This window comes from Kitasatospora sp. NPDC057512 (genome assembly GCF_042802135.1).
Classification (GTDB): Bacteria; Actinomycetota; Actinomycetes; order Streptomycetales; family Streptomycetaceae; genus Kitasatospora.
On the sequence record NZ_JBHVET010000044.1, the window covers coordinates 1 to 23,537 of the forward strand.

27 protein-coding genes are annotated in these 23,537 nt (G+C 74.2%); 16 read left to right on the top strand and 11 right to left on the bottom strand.

Annotated elements, in window-relative coordinates; translation table 11 throughout:
* Positions 1–146: 146 nt before the first annotated feature.
* The 3 genes from ACFU6K_RS05560 to ACFU6K_RS05570 are packed head-to-tail and all read left to right on the top strand — an operon-like array spanning position 147 to position 3,090.
* Positions 147–1,100 (top strand): ABC transporter ATP-binding protein, encoded by a 954-nt coding sequence (locus tag ACFU6K_RS05560; RefSeq protein ID WP_380661052.1) that lies wholly within the window; start codon positions 147–149, stop codon positions 1,098–1,100.
* Positions 1,097–1,819 carry an ABC transporter permease gene (locus ACFU6K_RS05565; RefSeq protein ID WP_380661053.1) on the top strand — a complete coding sequence of 241 codons (723 nt, stop codon included), beginning with the start codon at positions 1,097–1,099 and terminating at the stop codon, positions 1,817–1,819. Before ACFU6K_RS05560 ends, ACFU6K_RS05565 begins: the two co-directional genes overlap by 4 nt.
* 8 nt (positions 1,820–1,827) lie before the next feature.
* Positions 1,828–3,090: a sensor histidine kinase gene (locus ACFU6K_RS05570; protein WP_380661054.1), complete on the top strand. Its 1,263-nt coding sequence runs from the start codon at positions 1,828–1,830 to the stop codon at positions 3,088–3,090.
* Between the two features lie 17 nt (positions 3,091–3,107).
* On the opposite strand, the gene ACFU6K_RS05575 is transcribed toward ACFU6K_RS05570, so the two are convergent.
* Positions 3,108–4,526 carry a sensor histidine kinase gene (locus tag ACFU6K_RS05575; protein WP_380661056.1) on the bottom strand — a complete coding sequence of 473 codons (1,419 nt, stop codon included), beginning with the start codon at positions 4,524–4,526 and terminating at the stop codon, positions 3,108–3,110.
* A 3-nt stretch (positions 4,527–4,529) separates the two neighbouring features.
* Positions 4,530–5,195, bottom strand: a complete 666-nt coding sequence (locus ACFU6K_RS05580) for a response regulator transcription factor (protein WP_049657347.1) — start codon at positions 5,193–5,195, stop codon at positions 4,530–4,532.
* Positions 5,196–5,392: 197 nt separating this feature from the next.
* On the opposite strand from ACFU6K_RS05580, the gene murJ reads away from it, so the two are divergent.
* Genes murJ through ACFU6K_RS05595 form a run of 3 tightly spaced genes read left to right on the top strand, consistent with a single transcriptional unit; the run spans position 5,393 to position 7,643 of the window.
* Positions 5,393–6,958 (top strand): murein biosynthesis integral membrane protein MurJ, encoded by a 1,566-nt coding sequence (murJ, locus tag ACFU6K_RS05585; RefSeq protein WP_380661057.1) that lies wholly within the window; start codon positions 5,393–5,395, stop codon positions 6,956–6,958.
* Positions 6,955–7,275, top strand: a complete 321-nt coding sequence (locus ACFU6K_RS05590) for a hypothetical protein (RefSeq protein WP_380661058.1) — start codon at positions 6,955–6,957, stop codon at positions 7,273–7,275. The genes murJ and ACFU6K_RS05590 overlap by 4 nt, the downstream gene beginning before the upstream one ends.
* A 14-nt stretch (positions 7,276–7,289) precedes the next feature.
* A complete protein-coding gene (locus ACFU6K_RS05595; RefSeq protein WP_380661059.1) occupies positions 7,290–7,643 on the top strand; it encodes a hypothetical protein in 354 nt (117 codons plus the stop codon).
* Positions 7,644–7,688: 45 nt separating this feature from the next.
* Here the strand turns inward: ACFU6K_RS05595 and ACFU6K_RS05600 are convergent, their stop codons facing one another.
* Both ACFU6K_RS05600 and ACFU6K_RS05605 read right to left on the bottom strand, forming a co-directional pair.
* Complete coding sequence (locus tag ACFU6K_RS05600; RefSeq protein WP_380661060.1) at positions 7,689–8,180, bottom strand: GNAT family N-acetyltransferase; 492 nt, start codon at positions 8,178–8,180, stop codon at positions 7,689–7,691.
* Positions 8,177–9,118 (bottom strand): MerR family transcriptional regulator, encoded by a 942-nt coding sequence (locus tag ACFU6K_RS05605; protein ID WP_380661061.1) that lies wholly within the window; start codon positions 9,116–9,118, stop codon positions 8,177–8,179. The genes ACFU6K_RS05600 and ACFU6K_RS05605 overlap by 4 nt, the downstream gene beginning before the upstream one ends.
* Before the next feature lie 64 nt (positions 9,119–9,182).
* Between ACFU6K_RS05605 and ACFU6K_RS05610 the strand changes: the two genes are divergently transcribed.
* Positions 9,183–9,812, top strand: a complete 630-nt coding sequence (locus tag ACFU6K_RS05610; protein ID WP_380661062.1) for a response regulator — start codon at positions 9,183–9,185, stop codon at positions 9,810–9,812.
* Between the two features lie 13 nt (positions 9,813–9,825).
* Here the strand turns inward: ACFU6K_RS05610 and ACFU6K_RS05615 are convergent, their stop codons facing one another.
* Positions 9,826–10,698 carry a transglutaminase family protein gene (locus ACFU6K_RS05615; protein WP_380661063.1) on the bottom strand — a complete coding sequence of 291 codons (873 nt, stop codon included), beginning with the start codon at positions 10,696–10,698 and terminating at the stop codon, positions 9,826–9,828.
* A 97-nt stretch (positions 10,699–10,795) separates the two neighbouring features.
* Positions 10,796–11,650: a GNAT family N-acetyltransferase gene (locus ACFU6K_RS05620; RefSeq protein ID WP_380661064.1), complete on the bottom strand. Its 855-nt coding sequence runs from the start codon at positions 11,648–11,650 to the stop codon at positions 10,796–10,798.
* A 289-nt stretch (positions 11,651–11,939) separates the two neighbouring features.
* Between ACFU6K_RS05620 and fdxA the strand changes: the two genes are divergently transcribed.
* Together fdxA and dapC are read left to right on the top strand one after the other, a co-directional pair.
* The gene (gene fdxA / locus ACFU6K_RS05625) at positions 11,940–12,266 is read left to right on the top strand and encodes a ferredoxin (RefSeq protein ID WP_030061559.1); all 327 of its coding nucleotides are present in this window, start codon (positions 11,940–11,942) and stop codon (positions 12,264–12,266) included.
* A gap of 20 nt (positions 12,267–12,286) precedes the next feature.
* Entirely contained in the window at positions 12,287–13,435 is a 1,149-nt protein-coding gene (dapC, locus tag ACFU6K_RS05630) for a succinyldiaminopimelate transaminase (RefSeq protein ID WP_380661065.1), read from the top strand.
* Between the two features lie 110 nt (positions 13,436–13,545).
* On the opposite strand, the gene ACFU6K_RS05635 is transcribed toward dapC, so the two are convergent.
* Together ACFU6K_RS05635 and ACFU6K_RS05640 are read right to left on the bottom strand one after the other, a co-directional pair.
* Positions 13,546–14,376 carry a hypothetical protein gene (locus ACFU6K_RS05635; protein ID WP_380661066.1) on the bottom strand — a complete coding sequence of 277 codons (831 nt, stop codon included), beginning with the start codon at positions 14,374–14,376 and terminating at the stop codon, positions 13,546–13,548.
* A 304-nt stretch (positions 14,377–14,680) separates the two neighbouring features.
* The gene (locus ACFU6K_RS05640; protein ID WP_380661067.1) at positions 14,681–15,760 is read right to left on the bottom strand and encodes a hypothetical protein; all 1,080 of its coding nucleotides are present in this window, start codon (positions 15,758–15,760) and stop codon (positions 14,681–14,683) included.
* A gap of 191 nt (positions 15,761–15,951) precedes the next feature.
* Here ACFU6K_RS05640 and dapE point away from each other — a divergent pair, with 191 nt between their 5' ends.
* Positions 15,952–17,028, top strand: a complete 1,077-nt coding sequence (gene dapE, locus ACFU6K_RS05645; protein ID WP_380661068.1) for a succinyl-diaminopimelate desuccinylase — start codon at positions 15,952–15,954, stop codon at positions 17,026–17,028.
* 111 nt (positions 17,029–17,139) lie between these two features.
* On the top strand, positions 17,140–17,949 hold the full coding sequence (locus ACFU6K_RS05650) for a TIGR00730 family Rossman fold protein (RefSeq protein WP_049655631.1): 810 nt from the start codon (positions 17,140–17,142) through the stop codon (positions 17,947–17,949).
* A 51-nt stretch (positions 17,950–18,000) separates the two neighbouring features.
* Here the strand turns inward: ACFU6K_RS05650 and folP are convergent, their stop codons facing one another.
* Positions 18,001–18,813 (bottom strand): dihydropteroate synthase, encoded by an 813-nt coding sequence (folP, locus tag ACFU6K_RS05655; RefSeq protein ID WP_380661073.1) that lies wholly within the window; start codon positions 18,811–18,813, stop codon positions 18,001–18,003.
* A gap of 181 nt (positions 18,814–18,994) precedes the next feature.
* Between folP and ACFU6K_RS05660 the strand changes: the two genes are divergently transcribed.
* Both ACFU6K_RS05660 and ACFU6K_RS05665 read left to right on the top strand, forming a co-directional pair.
* On the top strand, positions 18,995–19,435 hold the full coding sequence (locus ACFU6K_RS05660) for a DivIVA domain-containing protein (RefSeq protein WP_380661069.1): 441 nt from the start codon (positions 18,995–18,997) through the stop codon (positions 19,433–19,435).
* On the top strand, positions 19,432–20,025 hold the full coding sequence (locus ACFU6K_RS05665) for a DNA-3-methyladenine glycosylase I (RefSeq protein ID WP_380661070.1): 594 nt from the start codon (positions 19,432–19,434) through the stop codon (positions 20,023–20,025). The genes ACFU6K_RS05660 and ACFU6K_RS05665 overlap by 4 nt, the downstream gene beginning before the upstream one ends.
* 42 nt (positions 20,026–20,067) lie before the next feature.
* On the opposite strand, the gene ACFU6K_RS05670 is transcribed toward ACFU6K_RS05665, so the two are convergent.
* On the bottom strand, positions 20,068–20,868 hold the full coding sequence (locus ACFU6K_RS05670) for an enoyl-CoA hydratase-related protein (protein WP_380661071.1): 801 nt from the start codon (positions 20,866–20,868) through the stop codon (positions 20,068–20,070).
* Between the two features lie 297 nt (positions 20,869–21,165).
* Here ACFU6K_RS05670 and ACFU6K_RS05675 point away from each other — a divergent pair, with 297 nt between their 5' ends.
* Entirely contained in the window at positions 21,166–21,333 is a 168-nt protein-coding gene (locus tag ACFU6K_RS05675; protein ID WP_074001376.1) for a DUF3117 domain-containing protein, read from the top strand.
* 156 nt (positions 21,334–21,489) lie between these two features.
* Here the strand turns inward: ACFU6K_RS05675 and ACFU6K_RS05680 are convergent, their stop codons facing one another.
* Positions 21,490–22,122, bottom strand: a complete 633-nt coding sequence (locus ACFU6K_RS05680; protein ID WP_380661074.1) for an O-methyltransferase — start codon at positions 22,120–22,122, stop codon at positions 21,490–21,492.
* A gap of 287 nt (positions 22,123–22,409) precedes the next feature.
* Between ACFU6K_RS05680 and sigE the strand changes: the two genes are divergently transcribed.
* A complete protein-coding gene (gene sigE, locus ACFU6K_RS05685; RefSeq protein ID WP_380661075.1) occupies positions 22,410–23,141 on the top strand; it encodes an RNA polymerase sigma factor SigE in 732 nt (243 codons plus the stop codon).
* Between the two features lie 122 nt (positions 23,142–23,263).
* A partial coding sequence (locus ACFU6K_RS05690) for a zf-HC2 domain-containing protein (protein WP_380661072.1) occupies positions 23,264–23,537 on the top strand: 274 nt, incomplete at its 3' end.

Consider the following 23,537-nt stretch of genomic DNA (forward strand, 5'->3'; position numbering starts at 1 on the left):
GTGACGGGGGTACCGGCCGCCGGCATGACATCCGTCATGCCGAAGGCACGACGGCGGACACTGCCGCCGGCACCCGCCCGCGCGGGACTCTGAGGTGGTGCGGAACAGCACCGGACATACCACCGACAGGGGAGAGGAGCAGGGCGATGGTTGCTGAAGTGGCCGTCTTCCGCGGCGTGGGGAAGAACTACGGGCGGGTGCGCGCGGTGGACGGGCTGGACCTCGTGCTGAGGCCGGGCGAGACCGTCGCCCTGCTCGGCCCGAACGGCGCCGGCAAGTCCACCAGCCTGGACCTGCTCCTCGGCCTGCGCGAGCCCGACCGGGGCAGCGTGACCCTGTTCGGCGGCACGCCGCGCTCCGCCATCGAGGCGGGCCGGGTCGGCGCGATGTTGCAGAGCGGCGGGCTGATGGCCGACGTCAAGGTCCGCGAGCTGGTCCAGCTCGCCTGCGACGTGCACCCGCGCGGCCGGTCGGTCACGGAGGTGCTGACCGACGCCGGGATCACCGAGCTGGCGGAGCGGCGGGTCGACAAGCTGTCCGGCGGCCAGGAGCAGCGGGTCCGCTTCGCCCTGGCCATCGCGGGCGACAACGACCTGATCGTGCTGGACGAGCCCACCACCGGCATGGACGTCAGCGTGCGGCAGTCGTTCTGGGCGAGCATGCGCGCCCAGGCCGACGCCGGGCGCACGGTGCTGTTCGCCACCCACTACCTGGAGGAGGCCGACTCGATCGCCGACCGCGTCCTGGTGCTGCACCGCGGCCGGCTGATCGCCGACGGCAGCTCGGCGGAGATCAAGGCCAGGGCCGGCGCCCGCCGGATCGCCTTCGAACTCCACGACGCGGACGGCGGGTTCGAGGAGTCCGTGCTGCGCACCCTGCCCGGCGTGCAGTCGCTGGACGTCACCGCCCGGGTCCCGGGGGTGCGGACGGTCCGGATCCGGACGGCGGACGCCGACGCGAGCGTCGCCGCGCTCTACCGCTCCGGGCTGTACCCGCGCGGGCTGGAGGTCGCCGGGCTGGGCCTGGAGCAGGCCTTCCTGACCATCACCGGCGAACTGGACGGCGAACCGGACGAGGCCGCGAAGGAGAACGCGCGATGACCACCCTGATCAAGCTGGAGATCCTGCGGACCCTGCGCAACCGGCGCTACCTGATGTTCAGCGTCGCCTACCCGGCGCTGATGTACTTCTTCTTCATCCACGCCTACGGCACCGACAAGCTGGCCGGCGGCCTGCCCGTGAAGACGTACTTCATGGTCTCGATGGCCACCTTCGGCGCGGTCGGCGCGGTCCTGACCGGCAGCGCGCAGCGGATCTCGCTGGAGCGCAAGAGCGGCTGGGTGCGCCAGCTGCGGCTGACCGCGCTGCCCGGCCGGGCGTACACCCTCGGCAAGATCGCCGCGAGCTCGGTGACCACGCTGCCGTCGATCCTGGTGGTCTTCGCGGTCGGCGCCGGCCAGGGCGTCTCGCTGAGCGCGGCGCAGTGGCTCGGGCTGACGGCCGCGCTGTGGCTGGGCAGCTTCGTCTTCGCCGCGCTCGGGGTGGCGCTCGGCTACGCGGCGGCGCCGGACTCGGTGCAGACCATCGTGATGATCACCTACATGGTGATGTCGCTGTTCGGTGGCACCTGGTTCCCCTTGACGGGCACCCTGGAGACGTACGCCCGGATCAACCCGGTGCACCTGTACAACCAGCTGGCCACCTTCACCCAGCCGGGGCACTCCCTGGACCTGGCCGCGGTGGCCGGGCTGGCCGGTTTCCTCGCGGTCTTCGTGGCCGCGGCGGCGGTCCTGTACCGCCGAGACACCCGCCAGGCATGATGATCGACATGAGTGACACGCGCCGGACCCACCGCACCGACGACCCCATGCAGGTGGGCCTGGCGCGTGCGTCGTTCATGAGCGTTCCCGGCTCCCCGGTGGAGACCCGGCGGCAGCTGCTGGTCAAGGTCGCCTGGATGCTGCTGTGGATGCTCTACCTGGCCTACCCGGCGGGCAACCTGCTGAACGGGGACCACAGCCTGGCCGGCCAGGTGTTCGGCTGGTGCTGCCTGGCGGGGTTCGTCGCCGCCTACGTCCTGCTGGTGATCTTCCGCTCGCAGGCGGGGATGAAGCCGCGGGCCTGCCAGGTGATCGTCGCGACCATGACCGTGCTCGCGGTCGCCGCCTCCGTCGTCCTCGGCGGCGCCTTCCTGACCCTGTTCATCTACGCCGCCGTGTGCGTCGCGATCATCATTCCGGCGCGCTACGCGCTGCGCGCGCTCGCGGGCATGGCCGCGCTCACCGCCGTGACCGGCGTGCTCATCCACGCCGGGAACGACAACATCTCCACCTTCGCGCTCAGCGCCTTCCTCTCCGGCGTCGCGATGACCGGGCTGCAGCGGCTGGTCGCCGCCATGAAGGAGCTGCGCGAGGCCCGGGCCGCGGTCGCGCACCTGGCCGCCTCCGAGGAGCGGCTGCGGATGGCCCGCGACCTGCACGACCTGCTCGGGCACTCGCTGTCGCTGATCACCCTGAAGAGCGAGCTGGCCGGGCGGTTCATGGACGCCGGCAAGGACGAGGCGGCGCGGGCGCAGGTCGCCGACATCGAGCAGGTCGCCCGGCAGTCGCTGATCGACGTCCGGGAGGCGGTGACCGGCTTCCGCCGGCCGACCCTGCCGGTCGAACTGGCCGCCGCCCGTACCGCGCTGGCCGCCGCGCAGGTCCGGCTGGAGGCCGCGCCGGAGCTGGTGGACGCCTGGCCGTCGCTGGCCGAGGAGGAGACGGGCGCGCTGGCCTGGGCGCTGCGCGAGGCCGTGACCAACGTCGTCCGGCACGGCGAGGGCGCCACCGTCTGCACGGTCACGGCGGACGAGAGCTGGGAGGCGGGCGGCGAGCGCTACGCCGTCCTGGAGATCGCCGACAACGGGCGCGGGCCGGGCAAGTCCCAGCCGGGCAACGGGCTGTCCGGGCTGGAGGAGCGGCTGGCGCTGGTCGGCGGTCGGCTGGAGACCGGTCCGGGGGAGCGCGGACGGGGCTTCCGGCTGCGGGCCTCGGTGCCGCTGCGGACGGCGTCGGCGGCCGCGCCGACGCCGGTGTCCAAGCCGATCTAAGGCGGCCGCGGAGGCCTTCAGGCCGGGGGAAGCTCCAGGACGAAGCGGGCGCCGCGCGGGGCGTGGGCGACCCGCAGGGTGCCGCCGTGCCGCGTGGCGATGTCCGCGGCGATGGCCAGGCCCAGGCCGCTGCCGCCGGAGTCCCGGCTGCGGGCCTCGTCGAGCCGGGTGAACGGCTCGAAGATCCGCTCGCGGTCCTCGGGCGGCACGCCCGGGCCGTCGTCCCGGACCTCCAGGACGCAGCCGTGCGCGGTCCGCCGCGCGGACAGCACCACCTCGGTGGACGCGTGCCGCTGGGCGTTGTCCAGCAGGTTGCGCACCAGCCGGTGCAGCCGCAGGCGGCTGCCGTGCACCGGCACCGCCTCGGGCGCGTCCACCCGCAGAGCGAGCCGGGCGCCGAGGCCGGGGCGGTATTGGTCGGCGAGCTCGCGCAGCACGGCGGACAGGTCGACGGCGGTGAGCCGGCCGGCCGTCGCCGGGTGCGCGCCCCGGGCCAGGAACAGCAGGTCCTCGGTCAGCTGCTGGAGCCGCTCGACCGAGGTCAGCGCCTCCCGGGTGGTGGCCGGCCAGTCGGTGCGGTCGGGGTGCGCCAGCGACACCTCCAGATTGGTGCGCAGCGCGGCGATCGGGCTGCGCAGCTCGTGCGAGGCGTCCGCGACGAAGCGCTGCTGCTGTACGGCCGAGCGCTCCAGCCGGTCCAGGGTGGCGTTGGTGGTCCGGGCCATCCGGGTGAGCTCGTCGCCGGCGGGCGGCACCGGGACGCGGCGGTCCAGCCGGTGCTCGCCGATCTCGGCCAGCTCGGCGCGGATCGCCTCCACCGGGCGCAGCGCCCGGCTGGTCGCCGTCCAGGCCGTCAGCGCGACCAGCAGCGCGGCGGCCGGCACACCCGCCTGCAGCACCGGGTCGATGGTGTGCAGCGAGGCCTCGGCGGCGAACGGGGTGGCCAGCACGTACACCGTGAACGGGCCGACCATCGGCTTGACCGGCTGGCCGTTCTCGTCGTTCTGCCGCAGCAGCGGGCTCCAGCTGCCCGGTGCGGTGAAGGTGCGCCCCGAGTAGCGGTTGGCGGCCGCCTCCCCGGCCGGGCCGATGGCGATCCGCTGGACCGACTGCCAGTCGTCCGGCGCGAGCCTCGGTACGGTGGCGGGCGGGTCCCCGGCCAGGTGCTGGGTGGTCAGCGGGCCGCCCATGGTCAGCACCCGGCCGTCGCTGTCCAGCACGAGGTACGGCAGCCGCCCGTAGTCCGCCAGCTGCTGGCCGTGCTTGAAGCCGCTGCTGATCTCGCGGGCCTGGGCCTGGGCGTCCGCCTCGGCCGCCTCCAGCTGGGCGTCGTACATGTGGCCGCGCAGCCACCAGGCGCCGACGCCGAGCAGCAGCAGCGCGGCCAGGCCGGCCGCCAGCGAGGTGCGCAGCCGGGTGGAGAGCCTGCCGAGCACCGGTCAGGCCTCCAGCCGGTAGCCGACGCCGCGCACGGTGGTGATCGAACGGACGCCGAACGGCGCGTCCACCTTGCGGCGCAGCATGCTGACGTACACCTCGACGATGGACTCCTCGCCGTCGAAGGCGATGTCCCACACCTCGTCGACGATCCGGCGCTTGGACAGCACCTCGCCGGGGTGCTCGGCCAGGCAGCGCAGGACGGCGAACTCCCGCTCGGTGAGGGTGATCTCGGCACCGCCCCGGCCGCAGCGGCGGCCCGCCGGGTCCAGCCACAGGTCGCCGACCCGCAGCAGCGGGCCCGGCGTCTGGCTGCGGCGGATCAGGGCGCGCAGCCGGGCCAGGAAGACCAGGTAGGAGAACGGCTTGGTGAGGTAGTCGTCGGCGCCGGTGTCCAGGCCCTCGGCCTCGTCGTACTCGCCGTCCTTGGCGGTCAGCATCAGGATCGGGGTGGTGACGCCGTCGGCGCGCAGTGCCTCGCACACCTTGTAGCCGTTCAGGCCGGGCAGCATGATGTCGAGCACGATCGCCCGGTAGGCGTGCCGCTGGGCCAGCCGCAGGCCGGTGAGGCCGTCCGGGGCGAGGTCGACGGTGTAGCCCTCGACCTCCAGGCCGCGCCGTACGGCCGCCGCGACCTGGGCGTCGTCCTCCACCACCAGAATCTCCATGCGGATCAGGATGCCACCGGCGCCGGATCCGTTCCTTAAGCCGTCTTCAGCTTTCTCAGCCCCGCTTCAGGGGCGCGGGTGCATGCTCTCGCCGTTTCCGCCGATCAGTTCGAGTCGGTGCCTGACACGGGAGGTGCCGGCGGATGACCGTTCTGGAGGGTCCTCCGTTGCCCCGTCCTCCGTTGCCCGGTCCGACGTTGCCCGGTCCGCCGCTGCCCGCCCGCCACCGGAGGCCGCGCCGGACGCTGCCGCCCAGCCTGGTGATGGCGGCCGGGACGGTGGTCTCCCGGGCCACCGGCTTCGTCCGCTCGGCGCTGCTGGTGGCGGTCCTCGGCTCGGGGCTGCTCGCGGACGGGTACAACGTGGCCAACACGGTGCCCAACCTGCTGTTCGTGCTGCTGATCGGCGGCGCCCTGAACACCGCGCTGGTGCCCCACCTGGTGCGCGCCGCCAAGGAGTCGGCGGACGGCGGGGCGGCGCACGTCGACCGGCTGGTGACGGTGCTGGTGGTCACCCTGCTGGTGCTGACGGCGGTGGTGGTGCCGGGCGCGCCGTACCTCGTGCGGGCCTACACCGCGTACGGCGGTGCGCAGTTGGACCGGACGGTGCTGCTGGCGTACCTGTGCCTGCCGCAGGTGTTCTTCTACGGGCTTTTCACGGTGCTCGGCCAACTCCTCAACGCCCGGCAGCGGTTCGCGCCGATGGCCTGGGCGCCGGTGCTCAACAACCTGGTGGTGATCGGGGTGTTCGCCGGGCACCTCGGCCAACGGTCCTTCTCCACGGCCGACGTGACCGTGCTCGGGGCCGGCACGACGGCCGGGGTGGTGGCGCAGAGCCTGGTGCTGCTGCCCTGCCTGCGGGCCGCCGGGGTGCGGCCCCGGCCGCGCTGGGACTGGCGGCGGGCCGGGCTCGGCGAGCCGCTGCGGGCCGCCGGGTGGACGCTGCTGCTGGTGCTCGGCGACCAGGTGGGCTACTGGGTGGTGACCCGACTGTCGACCTCGGTCGGCTCGCGGGCCGCCGAGGCCGGGCTGCCGGGCGTCGGGTACACCGCGTACAGCAGCGCGTACCTGCTGTGGATCGTGCCGCACGGGGTGGTCACGGTGTCGGTGGTGACGGCGGTCGTTCCCGCGCTCACCGCCGCCGCCGACGCCCCGCGGGCCGTCCGCGCGCTGCTCGCCCGTACCGTCCGCACCATCGCGGTGGTCACCGTCCCGGCGGCCTGCGCGTTCGCGGTCCTCGCGCCGCAGCTGTGCGCGCTCGCCTTCGGGCACGGGAGCACCGGCGCCGCCGACGTGCGGGCCATCGCCGGGATGCTGACCGCCTTCGCCCCCGGCCTGGTCCTGTACTCCGCCGGATACGCGCTGACCCGCGTCTTCTACGCGCTCGGCGACAGCCGTACGCCCTTCCTGCTCAACCTGCTGCCGGTCGCCGCCACGGCGCTGGGGGCGGTGCTCTGCCACCGGCTGCTGCCGCTGCGCTGGGCCGTCACCGGGATGGCCGGCTGCTACGGGGCGTCGTTCCTGCTCACCTGCGCGGCCGCCGCCCTGCTGCTGCGCCGGCGGCTCGGGCCGCTGCGGGTCCTGGGAGCCCACGGGAAGCCGCTGCTGGCCGCCCTGCCGGCCGCCGCGGGCGCCTGGTGGGCCACCCGGTACGGCCTGCTGCCGGCCGCCGCGGCCCTCGCCGTCGGCTACCTCCTGCTCGCCCACCTCCTCCGGATCGAAGAACTGTCCGTCCTCACCTCACGATTGCGCAGGCGCCCATGACCCTCCTCCCCAGCGACGTCGCCCGGGTCCTCGACTTCCTCCTCCCCGAGGGCCACCCCCTGCGCGCCCAGGTCCCGCACCTGCGCGTCGAGTCCCGCTGCCGGTGCGGCTGCAGCACCGCCCTGTTCGCCGGGGTCCAGGACGGCGCGCGCTCGGAGGTGGTCGCCGAGGCGGCGATCGGCTCCGACGGCGAGATCCTGCTCTTCGCCGAGGACGGCCGGCTCTCCTGGCTGGAGGTCTGCTCCTGGACCGACCCCAAGCTCACCCTCGTCGACGCCGCCCGCTTCCTCGGCGGGGAACCCGGGCAGCCGGAGTGAGCGTCGTACCGGACATGCCCACCGTTCTCATCCTCGGCTTCGACCCGCACGCCGTCCCCGGCACGGACGGCGACGCCGTGCGAGCCCTCCTCGACGCCGAACTCGTCCGCTTCGCCGGGCACGGCATCGACGCCGCCGTGACCCTGGTCGCCCCCGACGACACCGCCGAACCCGCCATCGTGGCGGCCCTCGCGGGGCGCCGCTGGGACGTCGTCGTCATCGGCGGCGGCATCCGCAAGCCCGAACCGGCGCTGCCCTTCTTCGAGGCGGTCGTCAACCTGGTCCGCCGCCACGCCCCGCAGGCGGCCATCTCCTTCAACACCAGCCCCGCCGACAGCGTCGAGGCCGCCCGCCGCTGGCTGCCGTAGCGGGACGCCGGCCCGGCCGACGCTCGGCCCGCGCTCGGCCCGCGCTCAGCCGAGGCCGGCCAGGGAGCGGCGATAGGCGAGGGCCGGGCGGTCGGCGAGGAGGAACCCGTGGCCGAGCACGAAGCCGTTGCGGGTGAGGACGGCCTGGGAGGCGGGGTTGTCGACGGTGGTGACGGCGGTCAGGGCGGTCAGGCCGTAGTCGGTGGCCGCGAGACGGCAGACCTCGGCGACGGCGGCCTTCGCGACGCCGCGGCCGGCGGCGGATTCGGCGATCCGGTAGCCGAGTTCGGCGCTGCCGTCGGCGAGGTCGACGAGGTTGACGCGGCCGACCAGCCCGCCGGCCGCGTCGAGCACCACGTGGAACCGGCAGGTGCCCTCCGCCTGTTCGGCGAGGAGGGCGGCGTGGCGGTCCGCGAAGCCGGTGAAGTAGGCGTCGCCGCGGTCCGGGATGCTGCGGGCGAAGTACGCGCGGTTGGCGCGTTCGAAGGCCAGCAGCGCCTCGGCGTGGTCGGGGCGCAGCGGTTCCAGGGTGATCATCGCACCAGTCTGGCCCGCAGCGCCTCGGTGAACCACCCGAATACCCCGGTGAGGCTCTCCGGGACGGGCCAGCCGTTGATGACCGCCAGCAGCTGCCAGTACCGCTCGGCGCGCGGGTCGTCGGCGGTCTCCAGGCGGCCGAGCAGCCAGCGCCGCAATCCGGCGTCGTCGGGGCGGCCGAAGGTCTCGGCGTAGGCGGCGGTGAGGGCGTCCAGGACGGGGTCGGCCGCGGGGGAGGCGGGGTCGGTACCGGCGGCCAGCGCCGCACCGACCAGGGACCGTACGGTCTCGGTGAGTGCGTGGTGCAGCCCACCGCGGTCGCCCTCGGCCCGTTCGGCGGCCTGCTGTTCGGCCATCCTCCGGACGGCCGCGCGGAAGTCCGGGTCCTGGACGAGTTCGCCGAGCTCGACCCAGGCCTCGACCTGCTCCGCCCGTGGCTCGTCCGGCAGTTCGGGCATGGCGGAGCGCATCATGGCGACGAACTCGGGGTTGGCGTCCAGGCCGCCGAAGGCCTCGTCGACGAAGTCGTGGACCAGCCGCCGGCGTTCGGCGTCGGAGAGCTTGGCAAGTTTGTGCATGAGTCCCATCTCCTCGGGTGTGGAAGCGCGTTGGGCGACGGCGAGCAGTACCGCGCGGCGCAGCCGGAGGGTGCGGATCTGCACCTCCAGCGCCTCGGCGTGTGCGGCGGCCACCTCGTGCAGCGGGGCCTCCCGTTCCAGCACCCGGCGGATCGCGGGCAGGTCGAGCCCGAGTTCGCGCAGGGTGCGGACGAGGTCCAGCCGGGCGATGGCGTGCACGTCGTACAGCCGGTAGCCCGCGGCGCTGCGCCCGGTGGGCGGGACGAGGCCGGTGTCGGCGTAGAACCGGATGGTCTTGACGGTGAGTCCGGTGCGCCGGGCGAGGTCGCCGATCGGGTAGAGCGTGTCGCTGCCGTCCATGGGGACCACTCTGGACTCTCCCCTTACCGGAGACGCAAGCCCGCGGCCCTCTAAGGTCGTGGCCATGAACGACACTGACAACGGGGCCTCGATCCGCGTGCTGCTCGCCGAGGACCAGGGGATGGTCCGGGAGGCGCTGGCCGCGCTGCTCGGGCTGGAGGGGGACATCGACGTCGTCGCGCAGGTCGGCCGCGGGGACGAGGTGGTGGCGGCGGTGCTCGCGAACGACGTGCAGGTCGCCGTGCTGGACATCGAGATGCCGGGGATGACGGGCATCGAGGCGGCCGCCGAGCTGCGCGGCCGGGCGCCCCGGACCAAGGTGGTCATCGCGACGACCTTCGGCCGGCCCGGCTACCTGCGCCGGGCGATGGAGGCGGGTGCGGACGCGTTCCTGGTGAAGGACGCGCCGGCCGCCGAGCTGGCGGAGGCGATCCGCCGGGTGCTGCGCGGCGAGCGGGTGATCGACCCGGCACTGGCCGCCGCCGCGCTGGCCGAGGGCGCCAACCCGCTGACCCCGCGCGAGCGGGACGTGCTGGCCGCGGCCGCCGACGGCGCGGTGAACGCGGACATCGCCCGGCGGCTGCACCTGTCCGAGGGGACGGTGCGCAACTACCTGTCGATGGCGATCCAGAAGACCGAGGCCCGCAACCGCACCGAGGCGGTCCGGATCGCCCGGGAGAAGGGCTGGCTCTGAGCTCTGACGGGGGTCAGTTGAGCCGGTGCCGGGCCGCCCGGGCCTCCTGCCGGACCTTGGCGGCGGTGTCCGGGTCGAAGGCGTCCAGGATCTGCGCGTAGGCGTCCATCTCCGCCGAGCCGCCGAGGAAGTCCCCGGTGCGGACGAGGAGTTCGGCCCGTTCCAGGCGCAGCTGGGCCGGGTGCCGGGGCAGCAGCAGGGCGAGTTCGGTGGCCCAGAGCTGGGTGCGGGCGTGCTCGGGGCGGTCGGCGGCCCAGAGCCGGATGTTGCCGAGCACCCGCAGCACGGTCTCCAGCGGCTGGGCCGGGGTGAGCAGGGCGGGGGTGAACTCGGCCCCGGCGGCGGCGACCAGCCGCTCGACGTCCCCCGGGTCGAGCAGCCGCCCGCCGTGGAACGGGTCGGCCAGGACGTAGTCCTCGCCGCCCGCCGGGCCGCCCACCGCGACGATGAAGTGGCCGGGCAGCGCGATGCCGTGGACGGTCAGCCCGGCCCGTCGGCCGACCGCCATCCACACCAGGGAGAGCGTGATCGGCAGCCCGCGCCGGCGCCGCAGCACCTCGGGCAGCAGCGAGGACTCCAGCCGCCGGTAGTCCGACTGCCGCCCGTGGAAGCGCTCCCGCCCGCCGAGCACCGCGGCGAGCAGGGCGGCGGTCTCCTCCGGCCCGGTGGGCGCCCGCTCGGCGACGGCCGTCCGGACCGCCGCCGCGTGCCGCTCGAACGCGGCCTCGCAGGCGGCGAGCAGCGCGTCCACGCCCGGCGGCTCGCCGGGGTCGCCGGGGTCGGGCACCATGCCGTGCTCGGCGGCGGCGAGCAGGCACAGCAGCACCGGGTCGGGCTGCTCGGCGCGGGCGGCGGTCCGGAAGCGGTCTCTGCTCTGCTCGGTCACGGTGACGGCGACGGCTTTCGTACGGCGGACGGACAAGGCGGCGGACGGACGATCGGGCGGGCGATCGGACGAACGGACGGACGGTACGGCCTGGCGGCTACCCCTGGGGGAGGAGCGCGTAGTGGTAAGTGTGACTGGTCGTGAAGCCGAGTCCGTCATAGAGCGCGATCGCCCCCGCGTTCTCCGCCTCGACCTGGAGGTACCCGCCGCTCGCCCCCTCCTCGGCCGCGCGCGAGGCGAGCACCGCCATGACCGTCGTCGCCAGTCCGGCCCGCCGGGCGTACGGCTGGACCTCGATCGCGCCGAAGCAGGCCCAGGCCCCCTCGATGACACAGCGTCCGATCGCCAGCGGCGGCTGCCCGGGGGCGCCCGGCACGGTGGCGAACCAGACCGACGGCCCGCCGTGCAGCACCCGCCGGGCCGCCTCCTCCACCGCCGGGTCGCCGCTCACCCGCCGGTACACCGACAGCCACTGGTCGTCCGCGGTCCGCGCGAGGCGCACCTTGTCGTGCCCCGCGCCGGCCCGGGCGAGCCCGGCCAGCGGGGCGGTGCGGACCAGGGTGGGCGCGTACCCGGCGCCGAGCCGGTCGAGTTCGGCGACCAGGGACGGGGGCGAGCCGGGGGAGATCACCTCGACGTACGCGGGCAGTCCGCGCGCCGCGTACCAGGCGCGGACGGCCGCCAGTGCCCGGGGCAGCGGCAGTCCCGGGTCCCCGAGCGCCTGGACGGAGTTGGCCCGCCGGGTGAACCCGGCCGCGGCGCGCAGCGTCCACTCGCCGAGCGGCTCCTGCTCGACGGCCGGCCAGCCGCGGCCCGCGATCCGCTGCAGTTCGACCGGCGCGGTGACCGGCAACGGGGCGCGCCGGGCCGGGAACGGCGGCACGGTCTTGCCTGCGACCAGCAGCTTCTCCGGCAAGAACACCGGATCGCCGGATCGCGGGGCGATCGTCAACCCATGATCGTCCCACGATGTGAGCACGCCGATCGAATCCCGGAACACCGGCCGGTCGTCCACGAACTCCGCGAGGCGGCGGACGGACACGCGTCGTCCCACGTCAGAGCGGTCTATCCGGACTTCCGGACGGTCGCCGACCTGGTCGTGCGTCGCCATCTGGCCACCTCCTGTGCATTTGCGGTCTCCGACCCGCGATACTAGGGGCGGGCATCGACGACGCCGCGCTCACCGCGCACGGCAGCAGAACAGAACGGGCCACCAGGCCCTTCCGAGGAGGAACGACAGCGTGACCTACGTCATCGCGCAGCCTTGTGTCGACGTGAAGGACAAGGCGTGCATCGAAGAGTGCCCGGTTGACTGCATCTACGAGGGCGAGCGATCGCTCTACATCCACCCGGATGAGTGTGTCGACTGTGGCGCGTGCGAGCCGGTCTGCCCGGTCGAGGCGATCTTCTACGAGGACGACACTCCGGAGGAGTGGAAGGACTACTACAAGGCGAACGTCGAGTTCTTCGACGACCTGGGTTCGCCCGGCGGCGCCTCCAAGCTCGGTCTGATCGAGCGTGACCACCCGTTCATCGCCGCTCTGCCGCCGCAGAACGCCGACCACTGACGATCGGTGGCACAACAGCTGTGAGTACCAACAGCACGCGCGCGCCGTTCCCGGGCCACCCGGGGGCGGCGCGCCGCGTTTCGGACAAGCTCCCCGTCTTCCCCTGGGACAAGCTGGAGCCGTACAAGGCGACCGCCCTGGCCCACCCCGGCGGGCTCTGCGACTTCTCCGTCGGCACCCCGGTGGACCCGGTCCCCGAGGTGATCCAGAAGGCGCTGGCCGCGCACACCGACACCCCCGGCTACCCGACCGTCTGGGGCCCGCTGGAGCTGCGCGAGGCGATTGCCGGCTGGCTGCGCCGCCGCCTCGGCGCCGAGACCGGCCCGCAGGCCGTGCTCCCGACCGTCGGCTCCAAGGAGCTGGTGGCCTGGCTGCCGACCCAGCTCGGCCTCGGCCCCGGCGACCAGGTCGCCTACCCGCGCCTGGCCTACCCGACCTACGAGGTGGGCGCCCGGCTGTGCGGCGCCGAGCCGGTCGAGTACGACTCGGTGGACGAGCTGGACGGCTCCCGGGTGCGCCTGCTCTGGGTGAACTCGCCGTCCAACCCGACCGGCCGGGTGCTGGGCGCGGACGAGCTGCGCCGGGCCGTCGAGTGGGCCAGGGAGCACGGGGCGCTGCTGGTCAGCGACGAGTGCTACCTGGAGCTGGGCTGGGAGGCCGAGCCGGTCTCCGTCCTGCACCCGGACGTCTGCGGCGACGGCCACGAGGGCCTGCTGGCCGTCCACTCGCTCTCCAAGCGCTCCAACCTGGCCGGCTACCGCGCCTCCTTCGTGGCGGGCGACCCGGTGGTGGTCAGGGAGCTGCTGGAGGTGCGCAAGCACGGCGGCATGATCGTGCCGGCGCCGGTCCAGGCGGCGACCGTCGCCGCGCTCGCGGACGACGCCCACGTGGCCGAGCAGCGCGAGCGGTACGCGGCCCGGCGCTCGGCGCTGCGGGCGGCGCTGGAGGCGTACGGCTTCCGGATCGAGCACTCCGAGGCGAGCCTCTACCTGTGGGCGACCCAGGACCGCCCGTGCTGGGAGACCGTGGCCGAACTGGCCGGGCTGGGCATCCTGGTGGCGCCCGGCGACTTCTACGGGCCGGCCGGCGACCGCTTCGTGCGGGTCGCGTTCACGGCGACCGACGAGCGGGTCGCCGCGGCCGTGGAGCGGCTGGGCGCGGCGAGCTGACCGCAGCGCGTCGACCGTACGGCGAAGGGGGCCGGTGTCTCACGGACACCGGCCCCCTTCGGGTTCTCCCCGAGGCGGGGTCGCAGCAGCGCGGGTTACAGCGGCGCGGGTTACAGCGGCAGGCCGCTGAGGCTGCCGCCGCTCAGGTTGCCGCCGCCCAGGCCGCCCAGCAGACCGCCGAGCGGGCCGAGCGCACCGGTGAGGCCGGACAGCGGGCTGTTCGCGCCGAGGTCGGCACCGCCGAGGCGGTTGGCCGACCCGTGCTCGGCCAGGCCGAGCACGTCGGTGGCGGGCAGCTCGGCGGGCAGTTCGGCCGGCAGGGCGCGCTCGACCGAGCCGAGCGGCAGCGCACGCTGCACCGCGCCGACCGGCAGCGCGTCGGCGACGGCGGTGCCGCCGGGGACGGCGCCGGTGAGCGTCTCGGCACCGGGCACGGCCTGGGTGACCGAGCCGGTCTGGGTGAGCCCGCCGAGCGGGCCGGTGCCGGCGGTGGCGCTGCGGGTCTCCGCGCTCTTGCCGGTGACGGCCTCGCCGAGCTTGCCGGCCAGGGCCGAGGTGACCTTCGGGGTGACCGAGGAGAGCTGGCCGGCGGTCGCCGCGGTCTGGTCGACCGGGGCGGTCAGCGAGCCGGCCTTCTCGTTGGCCTCGGGCAGCTGCTGGGCGACGATGTTTCCGGCGGCGTCGGCGGAGGCCGGTACGCCCGCGGCGACGGTGGCCGCCCCCGTGGTGCCGGCGGCCTGGCCCAGCTGGTGGGTGGTGTGCTGGAGGGTGGAACCGGTGTCGGTGTTGGTCAGCTGGCCCAGCGGTGCCGCGAGGTCGCTCTTGGGCAGCAGGGCGTCCCCGCCCAGGGCGGACGCGGAGCCGGCCGCGAGAAGCGGCGTCGCTCCGGCGGCCACGACGAGCGCGGCCTGGGCGATCCGGCGCGTGAGGGGGTGAGACATGGGGCTCCTCGAAGGGGTCTGGGTCCGTCCCGTCCGCCCAAAAGGACCGGGCGTGGACGACCGGGCGGACGACGTTGTTACCGCTTGAGAAGCCAGAAGGTTTCGGTCGACGCAAGGAATCTTCCTGGCCGACCATCGGATCGTACGACTGCAACGGCGCCGCCCGTCCGATCCGGTCGGACGCCGTCGAACCGCCCCCGCCAAGGGGAGTGACGGTTCTCCACGCCGGTTCGCCGGAACGGGCGGTGGGTCCACCGGGGTTGACCGGAATCACCCGTCCGGCGGCAACCCGAACTCCAGTGCGTCAGCCCTTGTCTGCCGGGGCCAGTGTGACCTGGACGAGCTTGGTCGAGGTGCCCGAGGTCTGGTTCTGCCAGCCGTCCTCGGACTTGGACTTGCGCCAGATCTTCCCGTCGTAGGCGACCGTCGCGATGCCCAGCTGCTGGGCCTGGGCGACCGCCCAGTGGGCGACCTCCCAGCCGCTCGCCCGCTCGGCGCTCACCCCGCCGTCCGCCGCCCCCGCGTCCGGCGAGGAGGTCAGGGCGGCGGTGGCCGGGTCCGGGGTCAGCGAGACGGCGTTCTCGGCGCCCTTGATGGTCGAGGCGTAGCCGGTCGCCGGGGTCACCGTGCGGCCGAACTCCCGGCGCACCCGGTCGGACAGCACCTGGGCCCGGTCCGGCGCGGCGGCCGGGGCCGCGGTGGCGCCCGGGGTGGCGCCCGGTGCGGCGGAGGCGGAGGCGGAGTCCGCCGGGTCCGGCTTGGCGTAGTCGTGCACCACGCAGGAGAACGAGGCGGGCTCCCGGCCGGCCAGCGCCGAGGTGAGCAGGGTCGCCTTGGTCTCGTGCTTGGCGTAGGCCTGCGGGTAGCCGCTCTTCTGCACCGTCTGCGCGGCGTCGGTCAGCGGCATCCGGGTGTAGCCGGGGACCTTGACCAGGCCGTCCAGGAACTTGTTGGTCGCGTACACCGGGTCCGAGATCTGCGCCGGAGTGCCCCAGCCCATCGACGGCCGCTGCTGGAAGAGGCCGATCGAGTCCCGGTCGCCGCCCGCGAGGTTGCGCAGCTTGGACTCCTGCATGGCGGTCGCCAGCGAGATCGTGGTGGCCCGGTCCGGCAGCCCGCGCGAACGCGCCACCGCGGCGATCGTCGCGGCGTTGGCGGCCTGCGGCAGCTCCAGCGTGCCGTTCCCGGCCGCCGTCTTCACCGAGCACTCCTCGGACGCGCCGGGCTTGAAACCGAACCACCAGATCCCGACCACGGCCAGGCCGGCGACCATGGCCAGGCCGAGCAGCCCGACGATCACCATCAGCAGGGCGCGAAGCGGCCCGCGGCGGCGAGTGGGCTCCCCTTCGTCGCCCAGCTCTTCGCTGCTCCTTCTCCTGGCCACCGTCGCCCCTCTCGCGCCTGCACCTTGATCCGACACCGTACCCACTCGGACGGATGTGCGGCGCCTTCCGGTTGCCGTCACCCGCCCACTCGCCTCCGGGTGGACCGGGCCCGGCACCGACGGCCGGCGCCCCGATCCGCGTCCCGGACCGCCGCACCGGCCGGAGCCGGCCGCGGATTAGGCTGACATCCATGAGCAGCTCGAACCCGACGCCCCTGGACCTCACTCTCGACGGCGGCACGCTGACCGCCCGGCTCGTCGACATCCCCTCGGTGAGCGGCGACGAGCAGGCGCTCGCCGACGCCGTCGAGACCGCGCTGCGCGGCTACCCGCACCTCACCGTGGACCGCCACGGCAACAACGTGGTGGCCCGGACGAACCTGGGCCGGGCCGAGCGCGTCGTCCTGGCCGGCCACCTGGACACCGTGCCGATCGCCGACAACCTCCCCTCGTGGGTCGAGGGCGACCTGCTCCACGGCTGCGGCACCACGGACATGAAGTCCGGCGTGGCCGTGCAGCTGCGCATCGCCGCCACGGTGCCCGAGCCCAACCGCGACCTCACCTTCGTCTTCTACGACTGCGAGGAGGTGGAGGCCAGCCGCAACGGCCTCGGCCACCTGGTCAAGGACCACCCGGAGTGGCTGGCCGGCGACTTCGCGGTGCTGATGGAGCCCAGCGGCGGCATGGTCGAGGGCGGCTGCCAGGGCACCCTGCGGACGCAGGTGCGGCTCACCGGCGTGCGCGCCCACTCGGCCCGCAGCTGGCTCGGGGACAACGCCATCCACCACGCCGCCGAGGTGCTCACCCGGCTGGAGAACTACCAGCCGCGCCGGGTGGAGATCGACGGCCTGGAGTACCGCGAGGGCCTGAACGCGGTCCGGGTCGACGGCGGCGTGGCCGGCAACGTGATCCCGGACGAGTGCGTCGTCACGGTCAACTTCCGCTACGCGCCGGACCGCGACGAGGTGGACGCGGAGAAGCACGTGCGCGAGGTCTTCGACGGCTTCGAGCTGACCGTCACCGACTTCGCCGTGGGCGCCCTGCCCGGACTCTCCCAGCCGGCCGCCCAGGCCTTCCTGGAGGCCACCGGCGGCCAGGCCCGGGCCAAGTTCGGCTGGACCGACGTCGCCCGGTTCAGCGCGCTCGGCGTCCCGGCGGTCAACTACGGCCCCGGCGACCCGAACCTGGCGCACAAGCGCGAGGAGTACTGCTCGCTGAGCGCCATCGCCGAGGTCGAGGAGCGGATGCGGGCCTGGCTGACCAGCTGAGCCGCCGCCCGCGACGCTCGTCCGATCAGCAGTCGAACGCCACCTTCCGGATGCTCAACCGACCTTCCCCCGTTGCCTGAAAACGGGGGAGGGCGGGCGTAGGGTTTCGTCATGACAGGCACAGGAGACGAGAAGCACTACGGCCACGGCCCCGAGCAGGTCGGTGCGCCGCGGAAGAAGAAGGCCTGGCCCGAGAAGCAGAAGGGCCCGGTGCTGGTGCGCCGGGACCAGGTCGGTACGAGCACCACGGACCAGCGCCTGCTGGACACCACCGGTCCGACCGACTGGCTGCACACCGACCCGTGGAGGGTCCTGCGGATCACCTCGGAGTTCGTCGAGGGCTTCGGCGCCCTCGCCGAACTCCCGCCCGCGATCAGTGTCTTCGGCTCCGCCCGGACCCCGGTCGACTCGCCCGAGTACCAGGCGGGCGTGGCCATCGGCCGGGCCCTCGCCGAGGCCGGCTACGCGGTGATCACCGGCGGCGGCCCGGGCGCCATGGAGGCCGCCAACCGCGGCGCCTCCGAGGCGGGCGGCCTCAGCGTCGGGCTCGGCATCGAGCTGCCCTTCGAGCAGGGCCTCAACGAGTTCGTCGACCTCGGACTGAACTTCCGCTACTTCTTCGTCCGCAAGACGATGTTCGTGAAGTACGCGCAGGGCTTCGTGGTCCTGCCCGGCGGCCTCGGCACGCTGGACGAGCTGTTCGAGGCGCTCACCCTGGTGCAGACGAAGAAGGTCACCCGCTTCCCGGTGATCCTCTACGGCAGCGCCTACTGGGGCGGCCTGTACGAGTGGCTGAAGGACACCCTGGTCGCGCAGGGCAAGGCGGCCCCGCACGACCTGGAGCTGTTCCACATCACCGACGAGATCGACGAGGTCATGAAGATCCTCGCCGACGCCCGCCGGCCCGCGAACGAGATCTAGCGCGAGCGCCGACAGGACGAGCGCCGACAGGACGAGCGCCGACAGGAGGGGTCACGCCAGCCCCCGGCGGGCGACCGCCGGGGGGCGGGTGCCCCGGATCGAGGCGACCATGTCCAGCACCTGGCGGGTCTCCGCGACCTGGTGCACCCGGTAGACCTGCGCGCCCAGCCAGGCCGAGACCGCGGTGGTGGCCAGGGTGCCGAGCAGCCGCTCGTTCACCGGCCGGTCCAGGGTCTCGCCGACGAAGTCCTTGTTGGAGAGCGAGACCAGCACCGGGAAGCCGGTCGCGGTCATCTCCGGCAGCCGCCGGGTGGCCTCCAGCGAGTGCCGGGTGTTCTTGCCGAAGTCGTGCCCCGGGTCGATGACCACCGCGTCCCGCCGCACGCCCAGCTCCACCGCGCGCTCGGCCAGTCCCACGGTCACCCGCAGGATGTCCGCCATCACGTCCTCGTACCCGATCCGGTGCGGCCGGGTACGGGGCTCGGCGCCGCCCGCGTGGGTGCAGACCAGCCCGGCGTCGTACCGGGCGGCCACCTCGGCGAGCTTCGGGTCCACGCCGCCCCAGGCGTCGTTCAGCAGGTCCGCGCCCACCTCGCAGACCGCCTCGCCGACCTCGTGCCGCCAGGTGTCCACGCTGATCACCGCCTCGGGGTGGCGCTTGCGCAGCTCGGCCACGAAGGGCACGGTGCGCCGCAGCTCCTCCTCGACCGTGACCTCGTCGCCCGGCCCGGCCTTCACCCCGCCGATGTCCAGGATCGCCGCGCCCTCGGCCATGGCCCGGTCGGCGGCGGCGAAGGCGGCCTCGTCGGCGAAGGTCGCGCCCCTGTCGAAGAACGAGTCCGGCGTCCGGTTGACGATCGCCATGATCACCAGCTCGTCGTCACCGAATTCCCGCGGTCCCAGGCGCAGTGCCACCGATGTCTCCTCCAGAGCTCCTGCGGGTGCGATGATGGCCCCCGGCCTCACTAAGGGACCATGCTGTCATGATCAGTGTGGTTGCCTGCCACCACATAGCGGACCGGCCGGGAGTTCGGGAGGACAGCTCGTGTTCTGGGTGATCGTGGTCGCCATGGCCGTGGTGGTCGGCGGTGCCGCCCTGGTGGCGCTCGGCGGGGGCGGCTCGATGCCGGAGGCGGCACCGGACCGGATCTCCGTGCGGCTGCCGCAGGACCGTCCGCTGGGCCGGGCGGACGTGGACGAGCTGCGCCTGCCGATGGCGCTGCGCGGCTACCGGATGGACGAGGTGGACGACGTCCTGGACCGCCTCGGGGCCGAACTCGCCTACCGCGACGCGCGGATCGCCGAGCTGGAGGCCGCCGCCCACCTGCGCGGCGCGGTCGAGGCGACCGACGCCCCCGACCCGGCGGCCGAACCGCTGCCCGGCCTGGAGCAGTTCGCCCAGGTGGTCGAGCCGGCCGTGGTGCTCGCCAAGCAGCCGGCCGGGGAGCACGCCCCCGAGGACGCGAAGCCGGGGACGGAGAAGTGACCGTCCCGACCGGGGGCGCGGTGCTCGGCGCGGACGGCCTGCGCCGCTGCGGCTGGGGCGACTCCACCGACGACTACCGGGTCTACCACGACACCGAGTGGGGCCGCCCGGTGCACGGCGACGACGCGCTGTTCGAGCGGGTCTGCCTGGAGGCCTTCCAGTCCGGCCTGTCCTGGCTGACCATCCTGCGCCGCCGCGAGGGCTTCCGGGCCGCGTTCGCGGGCTTCGAGATCGCCGAGGTCGCCGAGTTCGGCGAGGCGGACAAGGAGCGCCTGCTCGCCGACGCCGGCATCATCCGCAACCGGGCCAAGATCGAGGCGGCGATCGCCAACGCGCGGGTCGCCCGCGACCTGGAGGGCGGCCTGGACGCGCTGATCTGGCAGTTCGCCGCCGAGCCGGGCCGGCCGGCCCCCCGCACGCTGGGCGAGGTGCCGGCTGTCACGCCGGAGTCGACGGCGCTGGCGAAGGCGCTGAAGAAGGCGGGTTTCCGCTTCGTCGGACCGACCACCGCGTACGCCCTGATGCAGGCCTGCGGGCTGGTCGACGACCACCTGGCGGACTGTCACGTCCGCCTCGGCGCCAAGGGCTGACCGGTGGGTCCGGGCCGCCCGGCCCGGACCCGCGGACAGGCCTCAGCGGCCCAGGTACTCGGGCTTCTCCTTGGCGATGAAGGCGCGCACCGCGATCCGGTGGTCCTCGCTGTCGCCGGCCAGCGTCTGCAACTCGTCCTCCTTGTCGAGGAGTTCGTCCAGCGAGTGGGAGGCGCCGTACGCCAGCGACTCCTTGATGGCGCCGTAGGCGACGGTCGGGCCCTCGGCCAGCTCCCGGGCGAAGGCCCGTGCGGTGGCGGCGAGTTCCCCGGCCGGCACCACCTGGGTGGCCAGGCCCAGCTCGGCGGCCTCGGCGGCCTTGACCGTGCGGGGCAGCATCAGCAGCTCGGTGGCCTTGGCGTGCCCGACCAGCCGGGGCAGCGTCCAGGAGGCGCCCGAGTCGGCGGTCAGCGCGATCCCGGCGAAGGCGGTGTTGAAGCCGGCCCGGTCGGACAGGACGCGGAAGTCGCAGGCGAAGGCGAGCGAGGCGCCGGCCCCGGCCGCCACCCCGCCGACCGCGGCGACGGTCGGCTTGCGCATCCCGGCCAGCGCCCGCACCAGCGGGTTGTAGTGCTCGGCGACGGTCCGCAGCGCGCCCTCGCCGGTCTCCTCGGCCCGCTTCAGCAGGGCCAGGTGCTCGTTCAGGTCCTGTCCGACGCAGAACGCCCGCTCGCCCGCGCCGGTGAGCAGGACGGCCCGCACCGCCGGGTCCGCGGCCGCGGCGGTCACGGCGTCGCGCAGTGCGATCTTGGTGGCGACGTCGAGCGCGTTCATCGCCTCCGGGCGGTTGATGGTGATGACGGCCAGGCCGCCGTCCAGCTCGTACAGCACGGAATCGGACATGGGTGAGGGCTCCCGGGGTCGAGGCGTTGTCGGTCGTGTGTGTCAGGATGCCGGAGCACGCGGGGGCCTGGGGAGTGTGAGGTATCGCACCTTCGGGCGGTGTCCGCACCACCGCCACGCCGGGGCTTATGACGTGGTTTGCGGCGGTTGGGGGCGGTCCGGTCGTGGTTGCACCGAGAGTGATGTTGGTCATCAGCCCGTGGCATGCGGGATAATGGCTTCCGATCAATGCGTTCGATACCGGCGGTGGACGGACTGCCGGTGCGTAGCTGAGCGGTTGCAGGAAGGGGAACGAGCATGGCGGCCATGAAGCCGCGGACGGGTGACGGCCCGCTCGAAGTCACCAAAGAGGGACGGGGCATCATCATGCGCGTTCCGCTCGAAGGCGGCGGACGCCTTGTGGTGGAGCTCACGCCGGACGAGGCTCAGGCCCTCGGCGAGGCCCTGAAGAAGGCCTGCGGCTGACCGCAGCAGGTGCTCGCCATCTCCTGGAGATGTGCTGCCGGGCCCGGGTTCGACGTCATGTCGGCCCGGGTCCGCACGTTTTCCCGGGCCCGGACCCGAAGGGGCGCCGGGCTCAGCGCCCGACGGCCCGGCGCCCGACGGCCCGGCGCTTGACGCTCAGCGCTTGACGGCGCAGAGCAGCCCGTCCGACACCGGCAGCAGCGCCGGCAGCAGGTCCTCGCTCTCCCGCACGTCCCGGACCAGGTCCCGGACCGCGCCGGTCTGCGGGTCCTGGAGCTCCGGCTCGGCCAGCCGGCCCTCCTGGAAGACGCCCTCGAAGCAGACCATCCCGCCCGGCCGCAGCAGCCGCAGCGCCTCCCGCAGGTACTCGCAGGACTCGGCCGGGTCGCCGTCGCAGAACACCAGGTCGTACTGGCCGTCGGCGAGCCGGGGCAGCACCTCCAGGGCCCGGCCCGGTATGAACCGGGAGCGGTTGGCCGCGAACCCGGCCGCCTGGTACGCCTCGCGGGCCAGCTGCTGGCGCACCGGCTCCGAGTCGACCGTGGTGAGCACGCCGTCCGGCCGCATTCCGCGCAGCAGGTAGACCCCGGACACCCCGGTGCCGGTGCCGATCTCGGCCACCGCCTTGGCGTCCAGTGCGGCGGCCAGCAGCCGCAGGCAGGCCCCGCCGCTCGGTCCGATCGCCCGTATCCCGGTCCGCGCGGACTGCGCCCGGGCGTAGGTCAGCACGGCGTCCTCGCTCACGTAGGTGTCGGCGAGGGCCGCGTGCGCGGGCCCGAACTCGCTGATGGCTGCCTCTTTCGGAGCCCCGGGCGAGGCCCGGCGCCGAAGGATGTCGATATTTCCTGGCACAGATTACTGGCCGACCGGGAACCGCGTACGGCGGCGGGCCGTTGTCAGGACGGACCGGGTGCGCAAGACCTCCCGGGCACTTTTATCCGGGCTTGACGGGTGAGGTGGATATGGTGGTGGCCCTGCTGGGCAGAAGAGCCGACCGAGGAGGTGTGGCCGAGGGCGACGTCCCTGTGCGGCGGCACTCCCGCGGCACCGCGTCAGCCCGTACGCCGAAGCCCGTGATGAACCAGCCTGCGCACTCCGACCTGGACCAGCCCGTGGCCGCGACGCCGGCCGGCGGCGCCACCGAGGCCCCCGCCCTCGCGACCTTCACCGAGGGTCCCGACGCGCAGACCTGGACTCCGCCCACCTGGGAGGAGATCGTCGAGGCGCACAGCGCCCGCGTCTACCGGCTCGCCTACCGCCTGACGGGCAACCAGCACGACGCCGAGGACCTCACCCAGGAGGTCTTCGTCCGGGTGTTCCGTTCGCTGTCCACGTACACCCCCGGCACGTTCGAGGGCTGGCTGCACCGGATCACCACCAACCTCTTCCTGGACATGGTCCGCCGCCGCCAGCGCATCCGCTTCGACGCGCTCGGCGAGGACGCGGCCGAGCGGCTCGCCTCCCGCGAGCCCAGCCCGGCCCAGCACTTCAGCGACACCCACTTCGACGCCGACGTGCAGCAGGCCCTGGACACCCTGGCGCCGGAGTTCCGCGCCGCGGTGGTGCTCTGCGACATCGAGGGCCTGTCCTACGAGGAGATCGCCGCCACGCTGGGCGTCAAGCTCGGCACCGTCCGCAGCCGCATCCACCGCGGCCGCTCGCACCTGCGCGCCGCGCTCAAGCACCGCGCCCCGGGCTCGGCCCCCGGCCGGGAGCGCCGCGGCGGCTCGGAGGAGCCGGTGCCGGTCGGCGTCGGCGCGGTCGAGGCGGCGGTCGCGCCCGGTGGGCGCGGACGGAGGCGGTCGTGAGCGGAACCAGCCGGTCCGGTTCGGGTCGGTCGGACGCCTCCGACCGGTCCCCGAACCGACGGGGCTGGGCCCTGCCGGGCCGTCGCGGAGGCGACGAACCCGGTGAGCCCGTGCTGCCCGCGGTGGCACTGCCCGCGGACACGGCGCTGCACGCGCTCCCCGTCCGCCCCGCCGCACCCGCCGCCGAGGACCACCACCTCGGCGAGCGCCTCTCCGCCTTCCTGGACGGCGAGCTCGGCCACGACTCGCGCGACCGCGTCCAGGCCCACCTGGCGACCTGCCCGCACTGCCTCGCCGAGGTCGACGAGGCCCGCGCCGTCAAGCACATGCTGACCCGCACCGGCACGCCCGGCCCGTCCTCCGCGCTGATGGCCCGCCTGATGGCCGTCGGCGGCC